This is a genomic window from Acidovorax sp. GW835-FHT14B10 (assembly GCF_058793725.1).
The window spans coordinates 105,892-129,335 of sequence record NZ_JBXAGC010000007.1; the positions used below are offsets into that span (position 1 = coordinate 105,892).

The following is a 23,444-nucleotide window of genomic DNA, read 5'->3' on the forward strand; positions in this document are numbered from 1 at the left end:
CGCCGCCCACCGCACGGAGGTGCCGCATGCTGCTGATGCTGTCGCAATGGCTGCAGGGCCTGTCGCCCGAGTTCGGCTTCTTCCGGGTGTTCCAGTACCTCACGTTCCGTGCGGTGATGGCGGCCCTGACGGCGCTGCTGATCGGCCTGGTGGCGGGGCCCAGGGTGATCCGCATCCTTGCCTCGCTCAAGATCGGCCAGCCGATCCGGGGCTATGCGATGCAATCGCACCTGTCCAAGAGCGGAACGCCCACCATGGGCGGCGTGCTCATCCTGCTGTCGATCGCGATCTCGACGCTGCTGTGGTTCGATCTGTCGAACCGCTTTGTCTGGATCGTGCTGCTGGTCACGCTGGGCTTTGGCGCCATCGGCTGGGTGGACGACTGGCGCAAGGTGGTCAACAAGGACCCCGAAGGCATGCGCTCGCGCGAGAAATATTTCTGGCAATCGGTGATCGGCCTGGTGGCCGCGCTGTACCTGGTGTTCAGCATTTCCGAGAGTTCCAACGCCCGGGTGCTGGAGCTGTTCATCAGCTGGGTGCGGTCGGGTTTCTCGCTCGATCTGCCCCCCAAGGCCGGCCTGCAACTGCCGTTCTTCAAAGAAATCAGCTACCCGCTCGGTGTGCTGGGTTTCGTCATCCTGACCTACCTCGTGATCGTGGGTTCCAGCAACGCCGTCAACCTGACCGATGGACTCGATGGCCTGGCCATCATGCCGGTGGTGATGGTGGGCTCGGCGCTGGGGGTGTTTGCCTATGTCACCGGCAGCTCGGTGTATTCCAAGTACCTGTTCTTTCCGCACATTCCCGGCTCGGGCGAGCTGCTGATCTTCTGCGCCGCGATGGCGGGCGCGGGCCTGGCCTTCCTGTGGTTCAACGCGCACCCGGCCCAGGTGTTCATGGGCGATGTGGGTGCGTTGGCCCTGGGCGCGGCACTGGGCACCATCGCCGTCATCGTGCGCCAGGAGATCGTGCTGGCCATCATGGGCGGCATCTTCGTGGTCGAGGCGCTGTCGGTGATGCTGCAGGTGACCTGGTTCAAGTACACCAAGCGCCGCTACGGCGAAGGCCGGCGCCTGCTGAAGATGGCGCCGCTGCACCACCATTTCGAAAAGAGCGGCTGGAAGGAAACGCAGGTGGTCGTGCGCTTCTGGATCATCACCATGCTGTTGTGCCTTGTCGGCCTGTCGACGCTGAAATTGCGATGAACCCGGACGATCCCCCCATCCCCGCAGCCGTCGAGTCACCGGCGGTCATGCCGCCCGAGGTGGAGGCAGACCCAGGCCTGCCGGCCGCGGGCAAGCGCGCGGCCGCACCCGCATGGGACCCCGAAGCGCCGCCTGCGGTCTCTGCCGCCCAGGCGGCGGCCGACTTTGTGGCACAGATTTTTGCGGACGTGACCACGTCCGAGGCCGTGCTCGCCCCCGTCCCGCAGGCCGTGGATGCCACCGAAAAGGTGTCTGCCGACGAACCCGCCGAGCCACTGGGCCGGCCCGGCGACGGCATGGCGCCGCTGCAGGGCCAGAACATCCTCATTCTCGGCCTGGGCGCCTCCGGCCTGGCGATGGCGCGCTGGTGCGTGCGCTGTGGCGCGCAGGTCACCGTGGCCGATACGCGGCAAGCCCCGCCCCAGCTGGCTGCCTTGCAGCAGGAGCTGCCGCAGGTGCGTTTCGTGGCGGGCGAGTTCGGCGCCCATCTGGTCGAAGAGGGCCTGCACGCGGTGTACCGCTCGCCGGGCCTGAGTCCTGCATCGATTGCTGCTGTATTTGCAGCTGCCGGCGCAATGGGCATCAGCACTGGAGGCGAACTGAGCCTCTATTCCATGGCGCTGGATACGCTGCGCACCGCGCACGGCTATGCGCCGGCGGTGCTGGCCATCACCGGCACCAATGGCAAGACCACGGTCACCTCGCTCACGGGCCAGCTGGTCGAACGGGCCGGCAAGACAGTGGCCGTGGCGGGCAATATCGGCCCGACGCTGCTCGACACGCTGGCGGCCCGCATCGACGCGGGCACGCTGCCCCAGGTGTGGGTGCTGGAGCTGTCGAGCTTCCAGCTCGACGGCGTGGCGGGTTTCGCGCCCACGGCCGCTGCGGTGCTCAACATCACGCAGGACCACCTGGACTGGCATGGCGACATGCAGGCCTATGCCGGCGCCAAGGCCCGCATCTTCGGGCAGCACGGCGTGATGGTGCTCAACCGCGAAGACCCGGCCGTGATGGCCATGCTGCCGGAGCCGGTGCGCGTGAAGCTGCAAAAGCCGCAGCAGCGCGCGCATACCACCTTTGGCGGCGACATGCCCAGGCGCCCGGGCGATTTCGGCATCGAGATGGTCAGTGGCATGGCCTGGCTGGTGCGCGCCCACGCATCGGACGAAACCCGCAAGCGCGGCCGCAGCGAAGAGCCAGAGCTGCACATCCAGCGCCTGATGCCGGCCGATGCGCTGCGCATCCGGGGGCGCCACAACGCTATCAACGCCCTGGCCGCCCTGGCGCTGGCCTGCGAGGCTGGCTGCGCGCTGTCGCCCATGCTGTATGGCCTGCGCGAATACCGCGGCGAGCCGCACCGCGTGGAACCCATCGGCATGGTGTCGGGCGTGGAGTATTTCGACGACAGCAAGGGCACGAATGTGGGCGCCACGGTGGCGGCCCTGACCGGCTTGGGTGCCGACCGGCGCCTTGTGGTCATCCTGGGAGGCGAAGGCAAGGGTCAGGATTTTTCGCCGCTGGCAGCGCCAGTGGCACGGTATGCCCGCGCCGTGGTGCTGATGGGGCGCGATGCACCGCTGATCCATGCGGCCCTGGACGGCGCGGGTGTGCCGCTGATCGATGCGCAGACCCTGCCGCAGGCCGTGCAACTGGCGGCGCAGCGCGCCCACGCGGGCGATGCGGTGCTGATGTCGCCCGCCTGCGCCAGCTTTGACATGTTCCGCGACTACGCCCACCGCGCCCAGGTGTTCTGCGACGCCGTGCGCGACATGGCGCACGACGCCGGGCAGGAACTGGAGGGCATGCAATGACCCCCGCCATAGGTGCATGGTCGCGCTTCACGGCCTGGCTGAAAGGGCTGTCGGGCAAGGCCGCCGATGTGCTGCCGGTGCGCGTGGGCGGTACCGAATATCGCCAGACCCACAGCACGCCCGCCACGGTGTTGGGCTTTGACCAGGCCCTGCTGTGGGTGGTGGTGGCGCTGCTGGCCTGGGGGCTGGTGATGGTGTACTCGGCGTCCATCGCCATGCCGGACAACCCCCGTTTCGGCAAGATTGCCTCCACCCATTTTCTGACGCGCCATGTGTTTGCCCTGATCGTCGGCTTCGTGGTGGCGTTGCTGGCGTTCCAGGTGTCCATGGCCACCTGGGAGCGCGTGGCGCCCTGGCTGTTCGTGGTGTCCATCGTGCTGCTGGTGGCGGTGCTGATTCCGCATGTGGGCACGGTGGTCAATGGTGCGCGGCGTTGGTTGTCCCTGGGCGTCATGAACTTCCAGCCCTCGGAACTGGCGAAGTTTGCCGTGCTGGTGTATGCATCCGACTACATGGTGCGCAAGATGGAGGTGAAAGAGCGCTTCTTTCGCGCGGTGCTGCCCATGGGCGCGGCCGTGGCCATCGTGGGCGTGCTGCTGCTGGCCGAGCCGGACATGGGGGCCTTCATGGTGGTGGCCGTGATCGCCATGGGCATCCTGTTCCTGGGCGGCGTCAATGCCCGCATGTTCTTCCTGATCGCGGGCGTGCTGGTGGCGGCCTTCGCCCTCATGATCGCCACCTCGCCGTGGCGCCGCGAACGCGTTTTTGCCTACCTCGACCCCTTCAGCGAGCAGCATGCGCTGGGCAAGGGCTACCAGCTCTCGCACTCGCTCATTGCCATCGGGCGCGGCGAGATCTTTGGCGTGGGGCTGGGTGGCAGCGTCGAAAAGCTGCACTGGCTGCCCGAAGCCCACACCGACTTCCTGCTGGCGGTCATCGGCGAGGAGTTCGGCCTGGTGGGCGTGCTCACGCTGATCCTGCTGTTTGTCTGGATGACGCGCCGCATCATGCACATCGGCCGCCAGGCCATTGCGCTCGATCGCGTGTTCGCAGGCCTGGTGGCGCAGGGCGTGGCGATCTGGATCGGCTTTCAGGCCTTCATCAACATGGGGGTGAACCTGGGCGCGCTGCCCACCAAGGGGCTCACGCTACCGCTGATGAGCTTTGGCGGCTCGGCGATCCTGATGAATCTGGTGGCACTGGCCGTTGTGCTGCGCGTGGACTATGAAAACAAACTGCTCATGCGCGGAGGCCGCGTATGAGCAGTTTGTTTCATCAAAAAAAATTCAGCATTGCGCATGCAATGCCAGGCGCACAGCGCCTGATGAGAGGAGGCCGCGTATGAAGCAGAAGACGGCCCTCATCATGGCCGGCGGCACTGGTGGCCACATCTTCCCGGGCCTCGCCGTGGCCGAAGAGTTGCGTGCGCGCGGCTGGCGCGTGCACTGGCTGGGCGCACCGGGCAGCATGGAGTCGCGCATCGTGCCCACGCACGGTTTCGCGCTGGAGCTGATCGATTTTTCGGGCGTGCGCGGCAAGGGGCTGGTCACGCTGGCCTTGCTGCCGCTGCGCCTGCTGCGTGCCTTCTGGCAAGCCCTGCAGGTGGTGCGTCGCGTGAAGCCCGATGTGGTGGTGGGCCTGGGCGGCTACATCACCTTTCCGGGCGGCATGATGGGGGTGCTGGCGGGCAAGCCGCTGGTGCTGCACGAGCAGAACTCGGTGGCTGGCATGGCCAACAAGGTGCTGGCCGGCGTGGCCGACCGGGTGTTCACCGCATTCCCCAACGTGTTCAGGAAGGGGCAGTGGGTGGGCAACCCGCTGCGCGCGGCGTTCACGCGCCAGCCCGCCCCCGCCGAGCGCTTCGCCGGGCGCACGGGCCCTCTGCGCCTGCTGGTGGTGGGTGGCAGTCTGGGCGCACGGGCGCTCAACGACATCGTGCCCCAGGCCGTTGCGCTGATGCCGGCCGAAAAGCGGCCCGTGGTCACACACCAGAGCGGTGCCACGCAGATCGATGCACTGCGCGCCAACTATGCGGCCGCCGCTGTCGATGCCGAACTCACCCCCTTCATCGACGACACCGCCAGCGCTTTTGCGGCGGCCGATGTCATCGTCTGCCGCGCGGGCGCCAGCACCGTGACCGAAATCGCCGCGGTGGGCGCTGCCGCCCTCTTTGTGCCGTTTCCCTATGCGGTGGACGACCACCAGACCACCAACGCCCGTTTCCTGGTGGATGCCGGTGGCGGCTGGTTGGTGCCGCAAAGCGATCTGACCCCCGAGGGGTTGGCAAAAATGCTATCGAATATGGAGCGATCAGCGCTTGTGGATATTGCGATAAAGGCCAAAAACATGCAAAAAATCAACGCCACGCGTGAAGTGGTGACAGCCTGCGAGGAGCTCGCCGGATCATGAAACACGCGATTCGCCACATCCATTTCGTTGGCCTGGGCGGCGCCGGCATGAGCGGCATCGCCGAGGTGCTGTTCAATCTGGGCTACCGCATCTCGGGCTCCGACCTGGCCGACAGCGCCACGCTGCGCCGCCTGCAGGCGCTGGGCATCCGGACCTGCCTGGGCCATGCGGCCGCCCACATCGAGGGCGCGGACGCCGTGGTCACCTCCACCGCCGTCACGGCCGACAACCCCGAGGTGCTGGCCGCGCGCGAGAAGAAGATTCCCGTGGTGCCCCGCGCGCTCATGCTGGCCGAGCTCATGCGCCTCAAGCAGGGCATCGCCATTGCCGGCACGCACGGCAAGACCACCACCACCAGCCTGGTGACCAGCGTGCTGGCCGAGGCGGGGCTCGATCCCACCTTCGTGATCGGCGGGCGCCTGAACAGCGCGGGCGCCAATGCCAAGCTGGGCAGCGGCGACTACATCGTGGTCGAGGCCGACGAGTCCGATGCGTCCTTCCTCAACCTGCTGCCCGTGATGGCGGTGGTGACCAACATCGATGCCGACCACATGGAGACCTACGGGCACGACTTCGGCCGACTCAAGAAGGCGTTCGTCGATTTCCTGCACCGCATGCCGTTCTACGGCACCGCGATCCTGTGCGTGGACAGCCCGGCGGTGCGCGACATCCTGCCCAGCGTGACCTGCCCCGTCACAAGCTACGGTTTTTCCGAGGATGCCCAGGTGCGCGCCATCAACGTGCGGGCCGACGCGGGCCAGATGCGCTTCACGGTGCAGCGGCGCAACGGCGTCACGCTGCCCGACATGGAAGTGGTGCTCAACCTGGCGGGCGAGCACAACGTGCTCAACGCCCTGTCGGCCATTGCGGTGGCCGTGGAGCTGAACATCTCCGACGACGCCGTGCAGCGCGCACTGGCCGGCTTCAAGGGCGTGGGGCGGCGCTTCCAGCGCTATGGCGACCTGCCCTCCAAGGGCGGCGGCCAGTTCACCGTGATCGACGACTATGGCCACCACCCCGTCGAGATGGCCGCCACGCTGGCGGCGGCGCGCGGGGCCTTCCCCGGGCGGCGCCTGGTGCTGGCCTTCCAGCCGCACCGCTACAGCCGCACGCGCGACTGCTTCGAGGATTTCGTCAAGGTCATCGGTACGGCCGATGCCGTGCTGCTCACCGAGGTGTACGCCGCCGGCGAAGCACCCGTGGTGGCGGCCGACGGCCGCTCGCTGGCGCGCGCGCTGCGGGTGGCGGGCCGGGTGGAGCCGCTGTTTGTCGACAGCGTGGCCGACATGCCCCAGGTCATTGCCGAGAACGCCAGGGATGGCGACGTGGTGATGTGCATGGGCGCGGGGACCATTGGTGCCGTGTCCGGAAAAATCGTTGAAATGCTACAAAATAATGAGCTACTGTCGCAGACAGGGAAAGCGCAATGAACACATTTGGTTCCAATATTGATGCGCGTGCGCTGGGCAAGGTGGCGGTGCTGATGGGCGGCGCGTCGGCCGAGCGCGATGTGTCGCTGATGTCCGGCCGCGGCGTGCTGCAGGCACTGCGCTCGCGCGGCGTGGATGCCCACGCGTTCGATCCCGCGCACCGCGATCTGGGCGAACTCCAGCGCGGCGGCTATGACCGCTGCTTCATTGCCCTGCACGGGCGCCATGGCGAAGACGGCACGGTGCAGGGTGCGCTGGAATTGCTGGGCATTCCGTACACCGGTCCTGGCGTGATGGCGTCCAGCATGTCGATGGACAAGATCATGACCAAGCGCATCTGGCGCGCCGAAGGGCTGCCCACACCCGACTGGCGCCTCGTGGCCAGCGCCGAGGAAACCGCGCAGGCCCTGCAGGCGCTGGGCACGCCCATGATCGTCAAGCCGGCGCGCGAGGGTTCGACCCTCGGGCTGACCAAGGTCTCCACGCCCGAGGCATGCGCGCAGGCCTATGCGCTGGCGTCGCGCTACGACCCCGAGGTGCTGTGCGAGCAGTTCATCGAGGGCGACGAAACCACCTGTCCGGTGCTGGGCGAAGGCGCCGGTGCCTATGCCCTGCCGGTGATCCGCATCGTCGCGCCCCAGGGCAACTACGACTACCAGAACAAGTATTTCACCGACGACACGCAATACCACTGCCCGAGCGGCCTGCCCGAGGCCGAGGAGCGCGAGATCCAGCGCCTGGTGGTGCAGGCCTTCCGTTCGCTGGGTTGCCGTGGCTGGGCGCGGGCCGACATCATGATCCGCGCCAGTGACCGCAAGCCCTTTTTGCTGGAAATCAACACCTCGCCGGGCATGACCGGGCATTCGCTGGTGCCCATGTCGGCCCGCGCCCTGGGCATCAGCTACGAAAACCTGTGCGTGGGCGTGCTCGCCACGGCCACGCTGGACACACCGCCGGGCGCCACGCTCAGCCCCGCGCAAGGCCAACCGCAGGAGACCACCGCGCCATGAACCAGTCGCTGCCCGCACCGCTGGACGTCAAGCTCATGAACCTGACCGCATCGGTCCTGTTCCTGTGCTGCGTCCTGCTGCTGCTGGCAGCGGGGACGCGCTGGGTCTTGCGCTACCCCGGTTTTTCGGTGGCGCGCATCGTGGTCCAGGGGGAGTTGGTGCACAACAACGCCGTGACCTTGCGGGCCAATGTGGCGCCGCAGCTGGTGGGCAACTTTTTCACCATCGACCTGCGGGCGGCGCGCGCCGCCTTCGAGCAGGCGCCCTGGGTGCGCAAGGCCCTGGTGCGGCGCGAATTTCCGCGCGGCCTGCGGGTGGTGCTGCAGGAACACGATGCCGTCGCCTACTGGGGGCCCGACACGGGCGCGGCACTGGTCAACCGTGAGGGCGAGGTGTTCGAGGCCAACGTGGGCGATGTGGAGCAAGAAGGCTTGCCCCGCCTGATGGGCCCCCAGGGTAGTTCGGCCGAAGTGCTGCGGATGCATGGTCTGCTGCAGCCGGTGTTCGAGCCGCTGGGCATGGCGGTCGAGGCGCTGGAGCTGACGGGGCGCGGTGGCTGGCGCGCCACGCTCGACAGCAACGCCGTGCTGGAGCTGGGGGGCGGCACGCCGCAGGAGGTGGTGGAGCGCACGCAGCGCTTCACCCGCACGCTGACGCAAGTGGCGGCGCAATACCGGCGCCGCGCCGACGCGCTGGAGTCGGCCGACCTGCGCCATGCCGGAGGCTACGCACTGCGCCTGCGCGGGGTGACGACCGTGACCGCGGAAGCGGCGGCAAAGACGAAGAAATAGCCGCGGGGAGCGGCCGCGACTGGACAGGACAACGAAGGGCAGACACTGATATGGCAAGAGAATACAAAGACGTGGTGGTGGGGCTGGACATCGGCACGGCCAAGGTCATGGTCGTGGTGGCCGAGGTGCTGCCCAATGGCGAACTCAAGCTGGCCGGCCTGGGCGTGGCGCCGAGCAATGGCCTCAAGCGCGGCGTGGTGGTGAACATCGATGCCACGGTGCAGAGCATCCAGCAGGCGCTGAAAGAAGCCGAGCTGATGGCCGATTGCAAGATCCAGCGCGTCTATACCGGCATCACGGGCAGCCATATCCGGGGGCTCAACTCCAGCGGCATGGTGGCCGTGAAGGACAAGGAAGTCACCGCCGCCGACGTGGCGCGCGTGGTCGAGACGGCCAAGGCCATCAACATCAGCAGCGACCAGCGCCTGCTGCTGGTGGAGCCGCAGGAATTCGTGATCGACGGGCAGGACGTGAAAGAGCCCATCGGCATGAGCGGCATCCGCCTGGAGGCCAAGATCCATATCGTGACCGGTGCGCAGAGCGCGGCCGAGAACATCATCAAGTGCGTGCGCCGCTGCGGCCTGGAAGTCGAGCAGCTCATGCTCAACCCGCTGGCCAGCAGCCAGGCCGTGCTGACCGACGACGAGCGCGAACTCGGCGTGGTGCTGGTGGACATCGGCGCCGGCACCACCGATGTGGCGATCTTCACCGGCGGCGCCATTCGCCATACCGCCGTGATTCCGATCGCCGGTGACCTGATCACCAGCGACATCGCCATGGCGCTGCGCACGCCCACGAAGGACGCCGAGGACATCAAGGTCGAAAGCGGCTACGCCAAGCAGTTGCTGGCCGATCCCGAGGCGCAGGTCGAAGTGCCTGGCCTGGGCGACCGCAGTCCGCGCATGTTGTCCAAGCAGGCGCTGGCGGGGGTGATCGAGCCGCGTGTCGAGGAGATTTTCTCGCTGGTGCAGCAGGTGGTGCGCGAGTCGGGTTACGAAGAAGTGCTGTCCTCGGGCATCGTGCTCACCGGCGGCAGTTCGGTGATGCCCGGAATGATCGAACTGGGTGAAGACATTTTCCTGAAGCCCGTGCGCCGCGGCATCCCCAAGTATTCCAGTGCCCTGTCGGACATGGTGGCCCAGCCCCGTGCCGCCACGGTCATGGGCTTGCTCGAAGAGGCCCGGCTGGCGCGGCTGCGCGGCTTCAAGGTGGCGCAAAAGAGCGGGTCGATGAAGACCGCGTTCGGGCGCTTCAAGGATTTCATCGTGGGGAATTTCTGAAATGCAGCGACAACCCCCTGAGCGACTTCGTCGCTTCCCCCTTCTCTCGCGCTGTGCGCGGGAAGGGGGACGCCGCCAGCGCGGCGGGGCGGCCCTTGCGCGGCGGCCCTTGTCTGGGCTGCGCCAGTTTCATGGGCTGTGGGCGGCGTGCGGCACGGGGGATCAATAACATGAAATATCCACTGTGGCTGGCGCGTGGGAGCCCTCACCGAATACCGCGCGAGCGATGGCGATGTACAGGACCGCCACGCACTACAAGAAAAATGACCCCATCTCTCAATTGGCAATTGCATACGAATCTAGAACCAGGAGCTCCAACATGACCATCGAAATGATCGAAGCCGAAGAATTCAACCAGGGCACCCAGATCAAGGTGATCGGCGTGGGCGGTGGCGGCAGCAACGCCGTTGAACACATGATTGCCCGCAGCGTGCAGGGCGTGGAGTTCGTCAGCGCCAACACCGACGCGCAGGCGCTCACCCGCAGCTCGGCCCATCGCACCATCCAGCTGGGCCAGAGCGGCCTGGGCGCGGGCAGCAAGCCCGACAAGGGACGGGACGCTGCCGAGGCGGCGGTGGACGACATCCGTGCCGCCATCCAGGGCGCCCACATGCTGTTCATCACCGCCGGCATGGGCGGCGGCACGGGCACCGGCGCAGCGCCCGTGATCGCGCGCGTGGCCAAGGAAATGGGCATTCTCACCGTGGGCGTGGTCACCAAGCCCTTCGACTGGGAAGGTGGCCGCCGCATGACCAATGCCGACAACGGCCTGGCCGAACTCGAAGCCAATGTCGATTCGCTGATCGTGGTGCTCAACGAGAAGCTGCTCGAAGTGCTGGGCGATGACATCACCCAGGACGAAGCGTTTGCGCATGCCAACGACGTGCTGAAAAACGCCGTGGGCGGCATCGCCGAAATCATCAACGAATACGGCCATGTGAACGTCGACTTCGAAGACGTGCGCACCGTGATGGGCGAGCCCGGCAAGGCCATGATGGGCACGGCCACCGCCAGCGGCCCCGACCGCGCCCGCATCGCCGCCGAGCAGGCCGTGGCCTGCCCGCTGCTCGAAGGCATCGACCTGTCGGGCGCCAAGGGCGTGCTGGTGCTGGTGACGGCCGCCAAGGGCAGCCTGAAGCTGTCCGAGTCGCGCCTGGCCATGAGCACCATCAATGCCTACGCCTCGCCTGATGCGCATGTCATCTACGGCGCCGCCTACGACGACAGCCTGGGCGACGAGATCCGCGTCACCGTGGTGGCCACGGGCCTGTCGCGCCCCAACGCACGCCGCCAGCCCATTTCGGTGGTGCAGGGCGGTCTGCGCACCGGCACAGACAACATGGCCTACCAGATGCCCATGACTGTTGGCGGTGGCATGGGCGGTGCCGTCGGGGTGGCCGGTGGCATGGTCGGTGGTTCCCAGGCCGATTACGGCGGCATGTCGGTGCCCAGCGTCTGGCGCACCAACCGCACGCAGGCGGCCGCCCGCGTGGATGCGCTCTCGTCGGGTGGCATGGACGATCTGGAGATTCCGGCTTTCCTGCGCAAGCAGGCGGATTGATAGAGGACAACCCCCTGTGGCGCTGCGCCGCTCGGGGCAGCCCCCAGAGGTGGCTGCTCTTCGGGACCGTCCAAACCTGCGCAGGCAGGCTTGGAGCCGCGGCCCTCAGCCCCTTCTCTCGCATCGCTGCGCGATGCGGGAAGGGGGACGATGCCCTCGCTGCGGGGCGGCCCTTGCTAGGCATCCCTGGCACGGGTTGCGCCGGTCTCGGCCACTCCGTTTTCTATCAGGGTCATAGCAAGGCGCAGGGTGGTTGGCGCAGGGCTGGCCCACTAAAATCCCCAGATGCTTCAGCAACGCACCCTCAAGACGATCACCCGCGCTGTTGGCGTGGGGCTGCACAGCGGCCAGCGGGTCGAGTTGACCCTGCGGCCGGCACAGCCCGACACGGGCATCGTGTTTCGCCGCGTGGATCTGCCCCAGCCCGTGGACATCCCCATCTGCGCGACGGCGGTGACCGATACCCGCCTGGCATCGACCATTGGCACGGGCAATGCCAAGGTGCACACCGTGGAGCACCTGATGTCGGCCTGTGCAGGCCTCGGCATCGACAACCTGTATGTGGACATCACGGCAGAAGAGGTCCCCATCCTCGATGGTTCCTCGGCATCGTTTGTCTTTCTGCTGCAAAGCGCAGGCATCGAGTTGCAGAACGCGCCGCGCCGCTTCATTCGCGTGACCCGGCCGGTCGAGGTGCGCCAGGGCGAGGGGGCCGCAGCCAAGTGGGCAAGGCTCACGCCCTACCATGGCTACAAGCTCAGTTTCGAGATCGATTTCGACCACCCGGCGGTCGACTCCACGGGCCAGCGGGTCGAGTTCGACCTGGGGGCCGGCAACTACAGCCGCGATATTGCGCGCGCGCGCACCTTTGGCTTCACGCGCGACGTGGAAATGATGCGCTCCAGCGGCCTGGCGCTGGGCGGAGGGCTGGACAACGCCATCGTGATGGACGACTACAAGGTGCTCAACAGCGAGGGCTTGCGCTACGACGACGAGTTCGTCAAACACAAGATTCTCGACGCCATGGGCGACCTGTACCTGGTCGGCAAGCCCCTGCTGGCGGCCTACAGTGCCTTCCGTTCGGGCCACGCCATGAACAACCTGCTGCTGCGCGAGCTGCTGGCGCAGCGCGACGCCTGGGAAGAAGTGACGTTCGAGGACGAGCGCCAGGCGCCCCGCGGATTCCTGCAACCCGCGCGGGCCTGGTGAACATGAACGTCCCCCTGAGCGACCTCGCGCCTCGGTGCCGCCGCCAGAGGCGGCAGCTCTTCAGGCACGTCCAAGCTTGCGCAGGCAGGCTTGGAGTCGCGGCCCTCAGCCTCCAGGGGGACGACGCCCTCGCTGCGGGGCGGCCCTTGCCTGGCGTCCCTGGCCAGCGCTGCGCAAGTTTTCGCCGCGCAGGGGGGGGGCGCTGAAATGCTGCTGTTTCGCTGGCTGTCCATGGCACTGCTGCTGGCTGCAGCGGTTTCCTTTGCGTTCTATGCCGGCACGGGCCAGGCGCGCTACAAGCGCTTTGGCCTGGTGGTGCTGAAGTGGACCCTCATCGCGGCGGTCTTTTTCTTTGCCGTGCTGTTCATCGGGCGCCTGGCCTGAAAACCGGCACGGCAGCAGCCGCCGCCGCGCTGGCCTATACTCGCGCCTGCTCCGGGGTGTGCTGATGCACTGAGATGCGGAGGCCTGAAATGCGGGCCCAGACGCGAACCCGACGAACTTGATCCGGTTCATTCCGGCGGAAGAAGAGCCGATCCCTCCATGCCCCAGTTGTCCCGTGCAGCTGCGGGGGAGCAGGTCCATTCCGGAGCAGCCCCGCCACCGGAACCAGGAGACTGCCCCATGAATGCCCCCGAACCTGTCGCCCGCGAGAAATTCGCCGAACTGCTCGCCCTCACCCGCGAACCATTCCCTGCCTCGCGCAAGGCCTATATCCCCGGCCACCTGCACGCCGACCTGCGTGTGCCCGTGCGCGACATTGCGCTGACCAACGGCGAGCAGGTCAGCGTGTACGACACCTCGGGCCCCTACACCGACCCGAACGCCGTGATCGACGTGCGCCAGGGCCTGGCCAGTGTGCGCGGCGGCTGGATCACCGGCCGCGGCGACGTGGAGCATTACGAAGGCCGCGCTCCCGTGGCGCTTGACGACGGGCAAAAGAGCGAGGACGCCACCCGCCTGGCCCAGCTGCGCACCGAGGCCGCCGCCCTGCAGCGCAAGCCGCTGCGCGCCAAGGCCGGCGCCAACGTAACGCAGATGCACTACGCCAGGAAGGGCATCATCACCCCCGAGATGGAGTACGTGGCCATCCGTGAAAACGGCAAGCGCGAGTGGATGCAGCAGTACCTGGCCGACGCGGGCCGTGAAAAGCGCCTGATGGGCAACCCCCTGGGCGCGAGCATCCCCCGCATCATCACGCCCGAGTTCGTGCGCGACGAAGTGGCCCGGGGCCGCGCCATCATCCCCGCCAACATCAACCACCCCGAGGTGGAACCGATGGCGATTGGCCGCAATTTCCTGGTCAAGATCAACGCCAACATCGGCAACTCGGCCGTCACCTCCAGCATCGAAGAGGAAGTGGAAAAGCTCGTCTGGGCGATCCGCTGGGGCGCCGACAACGTGATGGACCTCTCGACCGGCAAGAACATCCACACCACGCGCGACTGGATCGTGCGCAACTCGCCCGTGCCGATTGGCACCGTGCCGATCTACCAGGCGCTGGAGAAGGTGGGCGGCATCGCCGAAGACCTGACCTGGGAGATCTTCCGTGACACGCTGATCGAGCAGGCCGAGCAGGGCGTGGACTACTTCACCATCCACGCCGGCGTGCGCCTGGCCTACATCCACCTCACGGCCCAGCGCCGCACCGGCATCGTTTCGCGCGGCGGCTCCATCATGGCCAAGTGGTGCATGGCGCACCACCGCGAGAGCTTTCTGTACGAGCACTTCGAGGACATCTGCGACATCATGAAGGCGTACGACGTGTCGTTCAGCCTGGGCGATGGCCTGCGCCCTGGTTGCGCATCTGACGCCAACGACGAAGCGCAGTTCGCCGAACTGCACACGCTGGGCGAACTCACCCAGGTGGCCTGGAAGCACGACGTGCAGACCATGATCGAAGGCCCCGGCCATGTGCCCATGCACATGATCCAGGCCAACATGACCGAGCAGCTCAAGACCTGCCACGAGGCGCCGTTCTACACCCTGGGCCCGCTGACCATCGACATCGCGCCGGGCTACGACCACATTGCGTCCGCCATCGGCGCCGCCATGATCGGCTGGATGGGCACGGCCATGCTGTGCTACGTGACCCCCAAGGAGCATCTGGGCCTGCCCGACCGTGATGACGTGAAGCAGGGGATCATCGCCTACAAGATCGCCGCCCACGCGGCCGACGTGGCCAAGGGCCACCCCGGCGCCCGCTCGCGCGACGATGCCCTCTCCCAGGCGCGCTTCGACTTCCGCTGGCAGGACCAGTTCAACCTGGGCCTGGACCCCGAAACGGCCAAGGAATACCACGACGAAACCCTGCCCAAGGACTCGGCCAAGGTGGCGCATTTCTGCTCCATGTGCGGGCCCAAGTTCTGCTCGATGAAGATCACGCAGGAAGTGCGCGACTTCGCTGCGCAAAAGGGCATGGCCGAGGCCGAGGCGCTGGCGGCGGGCATGGAGACCAAGGCCGAGGAGTTCCAGCGCGGCGGTGGCAGCCTGTATGTGCCGATCCAACCGGTCTGACGGTTGCTATTAAAAAAGAGCTTCTGGCGCTTTCTGTATAGGTGCTGGACGCTCTTTGTGGCGAATGGCGCTTATACGGTAAACGCTTGCAGCCATTGAACAGGTCGCATTGCGCGCCCGAATTTCCCGTGGCGGTACAGGGTGCAACGGCGCCAGCCACCGTCGCACCCCAGGGGATCAGTCCCTCGTTACCCGCACCACTTCTTCGCGGCTGGTGATGCCGGCGGCGATCAGGCGCTCCCCGTCGTCGCGCATCAGCGCCATGCCGTTGGACAGTGCCACGGCGCGGATGTCGGCCTCGGAGGCCTGGTTGTGGATCTGGGCGCGGATGGTGTCGTTGGTCACCAGCATCTCGAACACCCCCGTGCGGCCCGCGTAGCCGGTCTGGCCGCAGGCGTCGCAGCCCTGGCCGGTGCAGTGGGTGCAGATCTTGCGCACCAGGCGCTGGGCCAGCACGCCCAGCAGGGACGAGGACAGCAGGAACGGCTCCACGCCCATGTCGGTCAGGCGCGTGACGGCGCTGGCGGCATCGTTGGTGTGCAGCGTGGCCAGCACCAGGTGGCCGGTGAGCGAAGCCTGGATGGCGATCTGCGCGGTTTCGAAATCGCGGATCTCGCCGATCATGATGATGTCCGGGTCCTGGCGCAGGATGGCGCGCAGCGCCTTGGCAAACGTCAGGTCGATCTTGCTGTTGACCTGCGTCTGGCCCACGCCGGGCAGCTCGTACTCGATGGGGTCTTCCACCGTCATGATGTTGTTGCGCGTGGCGTCGAGCCGGCTCAGCGCGGCATACAGCGTGGTGGTCTTGCCCGAGCCCGTGGGGCCGGTCACCAGCACGATGCCGTGGGGCTGGGCGATCAGGCTGGTGAAGCGCTGCAAGGTGTCGCCCTGCATGCCCACGGCTTCGAGGCTGATCTTGCTTTCGCTTTTGTCCAGCAGGCGCAGCACGGCGCGCTCGCCATGGGCGCTGGGCAGGGTGGACACGCGCACGTCGATGGCCCGGGTCCCCAGGCGCAGGCTGATGCGCCCGTCCTGCGGCAGGCGTTTTTCGGAAATATCGAGGTCGGCCATGATCTTCAGGCGCGAGATCAGCGCCGCGTGCAGCGCGCGATTGGGCTGCACCACCTCGCGCAGGTTGCCGTCCACGCGAAAGCGCACGCTGGAATGGCGCTCGTAGGGCTCGATGTGGATGTCGCTGGCGCCATCGCGCGCAGCCTGCGTGAGCAGGGCGTTGAGCATGCGGATGATGGGTGCGTCGTCTGCCGTTTCCAGCAGGTCTTCCACGGCAGGCAGTTCCTGCATCATGCGCGAGAGATCTGCGTCGGACTCGACCTCGCTCACTACCGTGGCGGCGCTTGATTCACCCTGCGCGTAGGCGGCGCTGATGCGCTGGGCCAGGCCATGGGCGTCGAGCGGCAGCAACTGCTGCACGGGGTGCTTGCGCAGCACCTCCGACAGCGCGCTGGCATTGGGCTGGGGGCCGTGCCACAGCACCAGCTGCTGGCCGTCGTCCTCCAGTAGCAACTGGGCGGTGCGCGCAAAGGCGTAGGGCAGGGGATGGCGCATGGTGGTGCCGCCTCAGGGCGTGCTGACGGGCGCGGGCTCGGATGGCACCGGCGCGGGCGGCGCGGCCTCGGGGCGCAATGCGGGCAGTACCGGGGCAGCCGAGACCGAGCCCATCACGGCGCTGGGCGCGGGTTGCGCGACCTGCTGCAGCGCACGGATGGCTTCGTAGCGGTCGAGCATCAGTGCGTCGCTGGCGGCGGCATCGCGCACCACCACCGGGCGCAAAAACACCATCAGGTTGGTCTTCTTGCGCGAGCGGTTCTCGCTGCGGAACAGGTTGCCCAGCACGGGGATGTCGCCCATCAGGGGCACTTTATCCTCGGCCTGCTGGTAGCTGTCTTCCAGCAGGCCGCCGAGCACGATGATGCTGCCGTCCTCGACCAGCACGTTCGACTCGATGGAGCGCTTGCTGGTGGTGGGGCCGTTCACGTCCTTGAGGGTGTTGCCGTCGATTTTGGAGACCTCCTGGTAGATGGCCATCTTGACGGTGCCGTTCTCGTTGATCTGGGGGCGCACGCGCAGCATCAGGCCCACGTCCTTGCGCTCCACGGTGGTGAAGGGGTTGACCGAGTTGTTGCCGGTGGTGTTGGCGTACGAGCCCGTGACAAAGGGCACGTTGTTGCCGATGACGATGCGGGCCTCTTCGTTGTCCAGCGTCATCAGGTTGGGGGTGGAGAGCACATTGGCATCGCCGCTGTTTTGCAGGAAGTTGGCCAGCGCGCCCAGGTAGTACTGGCCGTTGACGCGCGGCGCCAGTGCAATGTTCAGGCCTCCGCCCAGCGATGCCAGTGCCGTGGCGCTGCCGGTGGCAATGCCGGCGGCCAGGCCCAGGATGTTGCCGCCCGACACCGCCGAGTTGGTGCCGATGGCGCCCACCACGCCGTCGCCCTTGCTGCCCAGCACGCTCTGCCACTGGATGCCGAACTCGGCCAGCTTGCTGGCCGTGACTTCCACGATCAGGCTTTCCACCAGCACCTGCGCGCGGCGGCCGTCGAGCTTGTCGATCACGGCGCGCAGCTGCCGGTACTGGGGCTCGGGCGCGGTGATGATGAGTGAGTTGGTCGTGGGGTCGGCCTGGATCTGCCCGCCGGTGGAGGGCTGGTTGCCGCTGGCGCTGCTGCTGGAGCCCCCGCCTGCACCCATGCCCAGGCCGCCGCTGCCGGCGCCCAGCCCGGCGCTGTTGCTGGCGCTGCTGGCGCCGGCCGTGCCGGAGGACGCCACCGTGGTGGACAGGCCGCTCGTTCCCGCAGAGCCCGACGACGCGGCGTTACCCCCCGTGGCCGAGATGGCTGCGCGCAGCGTGGTCGCCAGCTTGGTGGCATCGGCATTCTTGAGATAGACCACATGGATGTTGCCGCTGGCCGCGCCGCTGCCGGGCACGGGCGGCTGGTCGAGCTTGTCCACCAGCGCGCGCACCTGGGCCACGCGGGCCGGGTTGGCGGCGCGCAGGATCAGCGAGTTGCTGCGCGGCTCGGGCAGCAGCGTGGTCTTGAACGAGGTGTCGGTCTGGCCCTGGGCCGCGGCCGGAGCGGCTGCGCCGCCCCCATCGATGAGCCGTGCCACCAGAGGCGCCAGGTCGGCGGCCACGGCATTCTTGAGCGGGATCACCTCGACATCGCTGGCGTTGGACACATCCATGGCCGCCACGATGCGCGCTAGGCGCTGCAGGTTGTCGGCGTAATCGGTGATCACCAGCGAGTTGTTGCCGGGGTTCACGTTGATGGTGTTGTTGGGGCTGATCAGCGGGCGCAGCACCGGCACCAGGTTGGCCGCGTTCTCATAGTTGAGCTTGAAGATCTGCGTGACGATCTGTCCGCCGCCGGGGCCCGCCGCGCCGCCCCGCGACACGCTCACGCTGCCGCCCTGCAGCTTGGCATCGGCCTCGGGCACCACCTTGTACAGGCCGGCGGACTCGACCACCGTGAAGCCCTGCAGCCGCAGTGCCGCCAGAAATTGCTGGAAGGCCGCCGCGGGTGTCACGGCCCGCTCGGTGATCAGCGTGAGCTGGCCTTTCACGCGCGGGTCCACTACCACATTGCGACCAGTGATGGTGGCCATGGTGCGGGCCACGGCCTCGATCTCGGCGTTGGCAAAGTTCAGCGTGACGGGCTCGCCCGGGCGCACGCTGCTGGTGCCGGTTCCTATCGCCGTTTGCGCATGAACTGGACCACTGGTGCATACCAATAAAGCGCATGCAGCTATCGTGTTGATAGCAAAATGCAGTCGGGGTGAAAGATTGGAAGTCATAGCGTCAACCCACGGTGATGATGGAGCGCGCGCCATTGCGCCGTCCGATGATGTTCAGGAGATTGGCCAGGGCCGCCTCGCGCTCGGGCTTGGCGCTGGCCTCGCCGGTAAAGCGCAGGCGCTGGCCCACCCATTGGCCGCTGCCGTTCAGCCGCAGGTCGCCGTCGAGTGTGTTCAGCGTGAGCGTGGGCACTTCGCCGCCCTGCAGCACGAGCCGGTAGCTGCCCATGGGGCGCAGGGTGGACAGGCGCGAGGACATGGCCCGCGCGTCCAGTTGTGCTGTGCCCGCCAGTACCAGGCGGCCGGCGGTCCACAGGGCTTCGAGACCCTGGGTCTGCAGGGCCAGCTGGCCCTGGGGTTGCAGGGTGTTCCAGGGCGTTCCCAGGCCGGTCAGCAGGCCGGCGGGGAACTGGCTCTGGCCATCGGCGATGGCCAGCCGCGCGCCGCCCCAGCGCGCGTCCACGCGGGCCTGCAGGGGCGCAGCCATGCAGCAGGCGGCGTGCACCTGGGCGTGCAGGCCGGTCCAGCGGGGGCGCAAGCGCCACTCCAGGCGCCCGGGCAGGGCGGTGCGGTCCTGGCTGGCGCCGCCGCCGGTCAGCACCAGCTGGGCCGAACCGGTCCACACGGTGCCACGCGCCTGGGCCAGCAGCACTTGCCCCTGGCTGGCGCGGTCCACTGCCAGGGCCAGCCACCGCGCCGGTGCAAAAACCACCAAGGCCGGCAGCACACCCGCAAGCACGCCGGCCGCCGCCCAGCCCCAGGGTGCGCGCGGGGCTGCCGTGGCATTGCGGCGGGGGCGGGAACGCTGGGAAGAGGGCACGGTGCGCAACACGGAAGAGGCAGTTGGTCAGCGGGCTGGCAGGGCCAGCACCAGGCTGCCATCCCAGCGCGGTACGGCTGCAGCGGGCCCATTGCCGAGGGTGGCGGGGGCCGCAGGGCTGGCCGCTGGCGCACTTCGTGCGAGACGGGCCTCGATCGGCACCGCCAGCGCATTGCTGCGTGCCTGGGCCAGCCATGGGGCCAGGGCGTCGGCGGGCGCTCCCTTGAGCGTGATGGTGGCGCGGTCGCCCGCCAGTGTGAGCTGGGCCGTGGCGCCCAGGCGCTGGGTGAGCGCGCTGCGCAGGCTGGCCACGGCATCGCCGGGTGCGCTGCGGGGTGCGGTCTGCAGTTGCAGGGCTTCGGCCTGCAGGCTTTGCATGCGCTGCAGCTGGGCATCCAGGGCCGCATGGCGCGCGGGGGCCGTGCGCAGCGTGGCCAGGGCCGGTGCCAGGGCCACCCACCACAGCAGCGCCAGGGCCACCACGGCGCCCGCGGCCAGCAGCAGATTCTGCTCGCGCGGGGCCAGGGCTTTCCAGCGGTCTTGCAAGACGGTGTGGAAGGAGGTGTTCATGGTGTGGTCTCCGGGCGCAGCAACAGGCTGCCGTCGTCCAGGCGGGCGCTGTAGCCTGCCGCTTGCAGCCGGGTGGCCAGGGCCGCCTGCTCTTCGGCCGTCAGCGTCACGCCGCGAAGGCGCAGCTCGCCCGCGGTGTATTCGAGTGCATTGGGCAGCTGGCCCGCGGGCAGGGCGGCCCCTGCTGCCGCGAGCAGGGGCTCCAGGTCGCGCGGTGACACGCTGCCGGTGGCCTGGCGCAGCGTGGCCAGTTCGCGTTCCATCTGCACGGGGGCATCGACCACCACCTGCACCTTGGGAAATGTCTGGGTGAGCGCCTTGCGCACACCGGCCTGCTTGGCGGCAAGTGCACCACGCTCCTGCCAGGCCCAGGCGTTCAGGCCCACCAGGTGGGCGGCGGCCAGCAGGCCTGCGCCCCAGCGTGCCGCGCGCCACTGTGGCGCATGCAGAAAGGCGCTGGCGGCGCTGCCGGCCTTGCGCAGGGCGCGGGTGCGCCCGGTGCTGGCCAGGTCGAACTGCGCCAGATCCCAGTCGCTGCGCGCCGCATCGAGCGCGCGCTGACTGGCGGTGTGCAGCACCACCGACTGGCCCAGCGTGCGCTCGGCCAGTGTCGCCACGGCGGGCTCGGCGCGCACCGGCGGCATCGCTTCGCCGGGGTCTCCGGGACGGGTGGCCGGGCCGATCAGACCCAGTGCCGCAGCGGACAGGGGCAGCACGGCCACGCCCTGATCGGGCCCGTGGCCGCAAACCACGAGCTGGGCATCCTCGGGGCTGCCCAGCGCAAACAGCTCGGGCCCGCCGCTGGCGGTGGGGCCCGGTGCAAATTCGGGCACCACGCGCGCGACGCGCCGGCCTGCGGCCTCCAGTGTCTGCAGCGCTTCGCGCAGCCAGGCCCGGTCGCACACGGCCACCCACACCGGCTCGCCGGCGCGGGCACCCGGTTGCAGGGCAAAGTGCAGCTGGGAAGGTTCGTCGAGCAGCTGGTCTTCCAGCAGGCCTTCGAGCACCGAGCGCAGGCGCGGTGTCTGCTGGCCCCCCCCCAGCGGCACACCCTGGGGCAATTGCACGCGCTGCCATGAAAGCGCCGCTGCCGGCACCACCGCCACCACCTCGCCGCCCGGCCGGGCAGGCTCGGGCAGCAGCGGCGCCGGGGCGCTGGCGTGGCGAAGTGCGGTGTGGCCGTCGGCGGTCAGCGTGTAGCTGTAGGCAGTGGCGGACCCGGAAGGTGCCTGGGGCAGGAAAAGGATCAGGGTGCTCATGGGCGGGATTTGCGGGCCATTTTAGGGGGCAGAGTTGACAGTGCTGCGGCAAGGGCGCTCAGCGCGCCGCTGGGGGCGCAGCGGTCGCGCCTGCGCTGTCAAAAGCGCCGCGTTCGCGCCACAGCGTGGTGACGGTGGTGCCCTGGCGCATCACCAGCGAGCGTTCTTCCACCACGCTGGTGCCCAGGCGCAGGCGCCCGCGCACCTCGAAGTAGCGCGAGGCGATGGCATGGTCATCGGCGTTCAGCGCAATGCTGGCGCCCAGCTGGTCGGAGACATCGGTCAACGCCCGGAAATGGCGCGCCTGCCGGGCCTGCACCAGCTTTTGCGCGTCCGCCATGTCCAGCCCGTCGATCGCGGCCGACAGCACATCCACGTCGGCCGTGTTCAGGTTCACCGGGGTGCGCATCGGCAACAGCGTGACATGCGGCGCCAGCACGGTCAGTGTGGCGGGGGGCAGGCCCAGCCAGCCCAGCTGGGCCGGGGTCGGCGGCAGCAGGGGGGCGCTGCTGTTGGCGCCCTGGCTGGCTTTGGCTTCGCGCAGGCCCTGCACGAGCAGGCTCAGTTGCTGCGCAGGCAGGCCCAGGCGCTCGAACAGGCGAGAAAACTGGCGCAAGGAGCCCGCGTTGACCTTGTCGCCATCGACCAGGTTGGTCAGGTTCAGCCGCCCCTGCAGGTCGGTGATCTGGCCGGACAGAAAGGCGTCGGTGGTGTCGGTGCTGGCGTCGTCCACCTGGGTCATGTTGCGGTCGGCCGCCAGAAAGGTGGACAGGCGCGCCTCCTGCAGCGGCACGGCCCAGGGTTCGGCCAGGTGGTCGGCACCGCCGGTGATGCCGTCCTCGCGCAGGATCAGGCGCGACCAGTCGAGCGCGCCCACCAGAATCCAGGCCGACTGCAGCCGGGCGCGCTCAGCCGTCTCGACCTCGACCGCACGCCACTGCTGCCACAGGGCAGCGGCGGCAAAGGTGGCCACCAGCGTTACCGTGAGCATGGCCGCCAGCAGGGCCGCACCGCGCTGGCGGGCGGGGCCTGCAGTGCTTTGCAAAGGGGTGGTGCGGTGCCTCATGACTTGCCGCCACCCAGCACCGGGTTGACCCAATCGCGCGTGATCTGCCCGGCCAGCGCCTGGCCCGGGCGGATGGTGATCTGCAGGCGCACGCCATCGGGCAGCGCAGCGTTGGCCTCGCCGGGCGTCGTGTTGCTGCTGGACTGCGGGTTCGACCAGGCGCCGCCGCGGTAAAAATAGATTTGCCAGTTGTCCAGTGGCAGCAACACCACTTCTCTGCGCCGTTCGGCTTCGTTGGGATTACCGGCCCACTGGGCGGCCTGCTGCCAGGCCTGTTGCCAGTCGGCATGGGTGCGCACCGGGGGCGATTGCCAGCGCAGCCAATGGCTGGCGCCCCGCACGTCGCGCCGGGTCCAGGCCACCACCAGGGCGCCTTCGTCGGGCACGGCGCTGCTGCGCCGCGTCATGCGCAACACCTGGCCGTCCCAGTTCAGCGGCGTGGTGTAGGGCACGGACACGATGGCGTCCAGATCCGCGCCCCACTGCGCAAGCGCAGCCTGCACCACCAGCAGTTCATCGGCCCGCTGGCGTGTCGTCTCTTGCGCCCGCGCCATGCCGTCCAGCCCGCGCCACCCCAGGATGGCCATCAGCGCCATGATGGCAATGGCCACCAGCAGCTCGATCAGGGTGAAGCCGCGCGGCGACGATGCGCCGTGCAGCAGCGTGGGGACTATCAGCCCGCCGCCCGGCCGC

General features: G+C 68.2%; 19 protein-coding genes and 1 riboswitch. Of the genes, 12 read left to right on the forward strand and 7 right to left on the reverse strand.

Going from position 1 to position 23,444, the window contains the following annotated elements:
- Window positions 1-26: 26 nt before the first annotated feature.
- The 12 genes from mraY (at window position 27) to thiC (ending at window position 15,223) form a co-directional block, all read left to right on the forward strand.
- The gene (gene mraY, locus AC1Q5S_RS07725) at window positions 27-1,205 is read left to right on the forward strand and encodes a phospho-N-acetylmuramoyl-pentapeptide-transferase (RefSeq protein ID WP_303835240.1); all 1,179 of its coding nucleotides are present in this window, start codon (window positions 27-29) and stop codon (window positions 1,203-1,205) included.
- The gene (gene murD, locus AC1Q5S_RS07730) at window positions 1,202-3,016 is read left to right on the forward strand and encodes a UDP-N-acetylmuramoyl-L-alanine--D-glutamate ligase (RefSeq protein ID WP_303835238.1); all 1,815 of its coding nucleotides are present in this window, start codon (window positions 1,202-1,204) and stop codon (window positions 3,014-3,016) included. The genes mraY and murD overlap by 4 nt, the downstream gene beginning before the upstream one ends.
- Complete coding sequence (gene ftsW / locus AC1Q5S_RS07735) at window positions 3,013-4,278, forward strand: putative lipid II flippase FtsW (protein ID WP_303835236.1); 1,266 nt, start codon at window positions 3,013-3,015, stop codon at window positions 4,276-4,278. Before murD ends, ftsW begins: the two co-directional genes overlap by 4 nt.
- Before the next feature lie 79 nt (window positions 4,279-4,357).
- Window positions 4,358-5,425, forward strand: coding sequence for an undecaprenyldiphospho-muramoylpentapeptide beta-N-acetylglucosaminyltransferase (gene murG, locus AC1Q5S_RS07740; RefSeq protein WP_303835232.1), 1,068 nt, complete (start codon window positions 4,358-4,360; stop codon window positions 5,423-5,425).
- Window positions 5,422-6,855, forward strand: coding sequence for a UDP-N-acetylmuramate--L-alanine ligase (gene murC, locus AC1Q5S_RS07745; protein ID WP_303835231.1), 1,434 nt, complete (start codon window positions 5,422-5,424; stop codon window positions 6,853-6,855). The genes murG and murC overlap by 4 nt, the downstream gene beginning before the upstream one ends.
- Window positions 6,852-7,865, forward strand: a complete 1,014-nt coding sequence (locus AC1Q5S_RS07750) for a D-alanine--D-alanine ligase (protein WP_303835229.1) — start codon at window positions 6,852-6,854, stop codon at window positions 7,863-7,865. The genes murC and AC1Q5S_RS07750 overlap by 4 nt, the downstream gene beginning before the upstream one ends.
- Complete coding sequence (locus tag AC1Q5S_RS07755) at window positions 7,862-8,656, forward strand: cell division protein FtsQ/DivIB (protein ID WP_303835227.1); 795 nt, start codon at window positions 7,862-7,864, stop codon at window positions 8,654-8,656. The genes AC1Q5S_RS07750 and AC1Q5S_RS07755 overlap by 4 nt, the downstream gene beginning before the upstream one ends.
- A gap of 50 nt (window positions 8,657-8,706) precedes the next feature.
- Window positions 8,707-9,936, forward strand: a complete 1,230-nt coding sequence (gene ftsA / locus AC1Q5S_RS07760; RefSeq protein ID WP_303835225.1) for a cell division protein FtsA — start codon at window positions 8,707-8,709, stop codon at window positions 9,934-9,936.
- Window positions 9,937-10,255: 319 nt separating this feature from the next.
- Window positions 10,256-11,497, forward strand: coding sequence for a cell division protein FtsZ (ftsZ, locus tag AC1Q5S_RS07765; protein WP_092697651.1), 1,242 nt, complete (start codon window positions 10,256-10,258; stop codon window positions 11,495-11,497).
- Between the two features lie 285 nt (window positions 11,498-11,782).
- A complete protein-coding gene (gene lpxC, locus AC1Q5S_RS07770) occupies window positions 11,783-12,706 on the forward strand; it encodes a UDP-3-O-acyl-N-acetylglucosamine deacetylase (RefSeq protein WP_303834745.1) in 924 nt (307 codons plus the stop codon).
- A 207-nt stretch (window positions 12,707-12,913) separates the two neighbouring features.
- On the forward strand, window positions 12,914-13,090 hold the full coding sequence (locus tag AC1Q5S_RS07775; RefSeq protein ID WP_303834743.1) for a hypothetical protein: 177 nt from the start codon (window positions 12,914-12,916) through the stop codon (window positions 13,088-13,090).
- A 42-nt stretch (window positions 13,091-13,132) separates the two neighbouring features.
- Window positions 13,133-13,252: riboswitch (TPP riboswitch) on the forward strand.
- 78 nt (window positions 13,253-13,330) lie between these two features.
- A complete protein-coding gene (gene thiC, locus AC1Q5S_RS07780; RefSeq protein WP_303834741.1) occupies window positions 13,331-15,223 on the forward strand; it encodes a phosphomethylpyrimidine synthase ThiC in 1,893 nt (630 codons plus the stop codon).
- 177 nt (window positions 15,224-15,400) lie between these two features.
- Here the strand turns inward: thiC and AC1Q5S_RS07785 are convergent, their stop codons facing one another.
- The 7 genes from AC1Q5S_RS07785 to AC1Q5S_RS07815 are packed head-to-tail and all read right to left on the reverse strand — an operon-like array spanning window position 15,401 to window position 23,410.
- Window positions 15,401-16,789 carry a GspE/PulE family protein gene (locus tag AC1Q5S_RS07785; RefSeq protein ID WP_422205368.1) on the reverse strand — a complete coding sequence of 463 codons (1,389 nt, stop codon included), beginning with the start codon at window positions 16,787-16,789 and terminating at the stop codon, window positions 15,401-15,403.
- A 12-nt stretch (window positions 16,790-16,801) separates the two neighbouring features.
- Complete coding sequence (gene gspD, locus AC1Q5S_RS07790; protein ID WP_303834737.1) at window positions 16,802-19,036, reverse strand: type II secretion system secretin GspD; 2,235 nt, start codon at window positions 19,034-19,036, stop codon at window positions 16,802-16,804.
- 4 nt (window positions 19,037-19,040) lie between these two features.
- Window positions 19,041-19,856, reverse strand: coding sequence for a type II secretion system protein N (gene gspN, locus AC1Q5S_RS07795; protein WP_303834733.1), 816 nt, complete (start codon window positions 19,854-19,856; stop codon window positions 19,041-19,043).
- Window positions 19,857-19,883: 27 nt separating this feature from the next.
- Window positions 19,884-20,426 carry a type II secretion system protein M gene (locus AC1Q5S_RS07800; RefSeq protein WP_303834731.1) on the reverse strand — a complete coding sequence of 181 codons (543 nt, stop codon included), beginning with the start codon at window positions 20,424-20,426 and terminating at the stop codon, window positions 19,884-19,886.
- Window positions 20,423-21,685, reverse strand: a complete 1,263-nt coding sequence (gspL, locus tag AC1Q5S_RS07805) for a type II secretion system protein GspL (protein ID WP_492238594.1) — start codon at window positions 21,683-21,685, stop codon at window positions 20,423-20,425. The genes AC1Q5S_RS07800 and gspL overlap by 4 nt, the downstream gene beginning before the upstream one ends.
- Before the next feature lie 58 nt (window positions 21,686-21,743).
- Window positions 21,744-22,751 carry a type II secretion system minor pseudopilin GspK gene (gene gspK, locus AC1Q5S_RS07810; RefSeq protein ID WP_422204819.1) on the reverse strand — a complete coding sequence of 336 codons (1,008 nt, stop codon included), beginning with the start codon at window positions 22,749-22,751 and terminating at the stop codon, window positions 21,744-21,746.
- The gene (locus tag AC1Q5S_RS07815) at window positions 22,748-23,410 is read right to left on the reverse strand and encodes a prepilin-type N-terminal cleavage/methylation domain-containing protein (protein ID WP_422204842.1); all 663 of its coding nucleotides are present in this window, start codon (window positions 23,408-23,410) and stop codon (window positions 22,748-22,750) included. Before AC1Q5S_RS07815 ends, gspK begins: the two co-directional genes overlap by 4 nt.
- Window positions 23,411-23,444 lie beyond the last annotated feature (34 nt).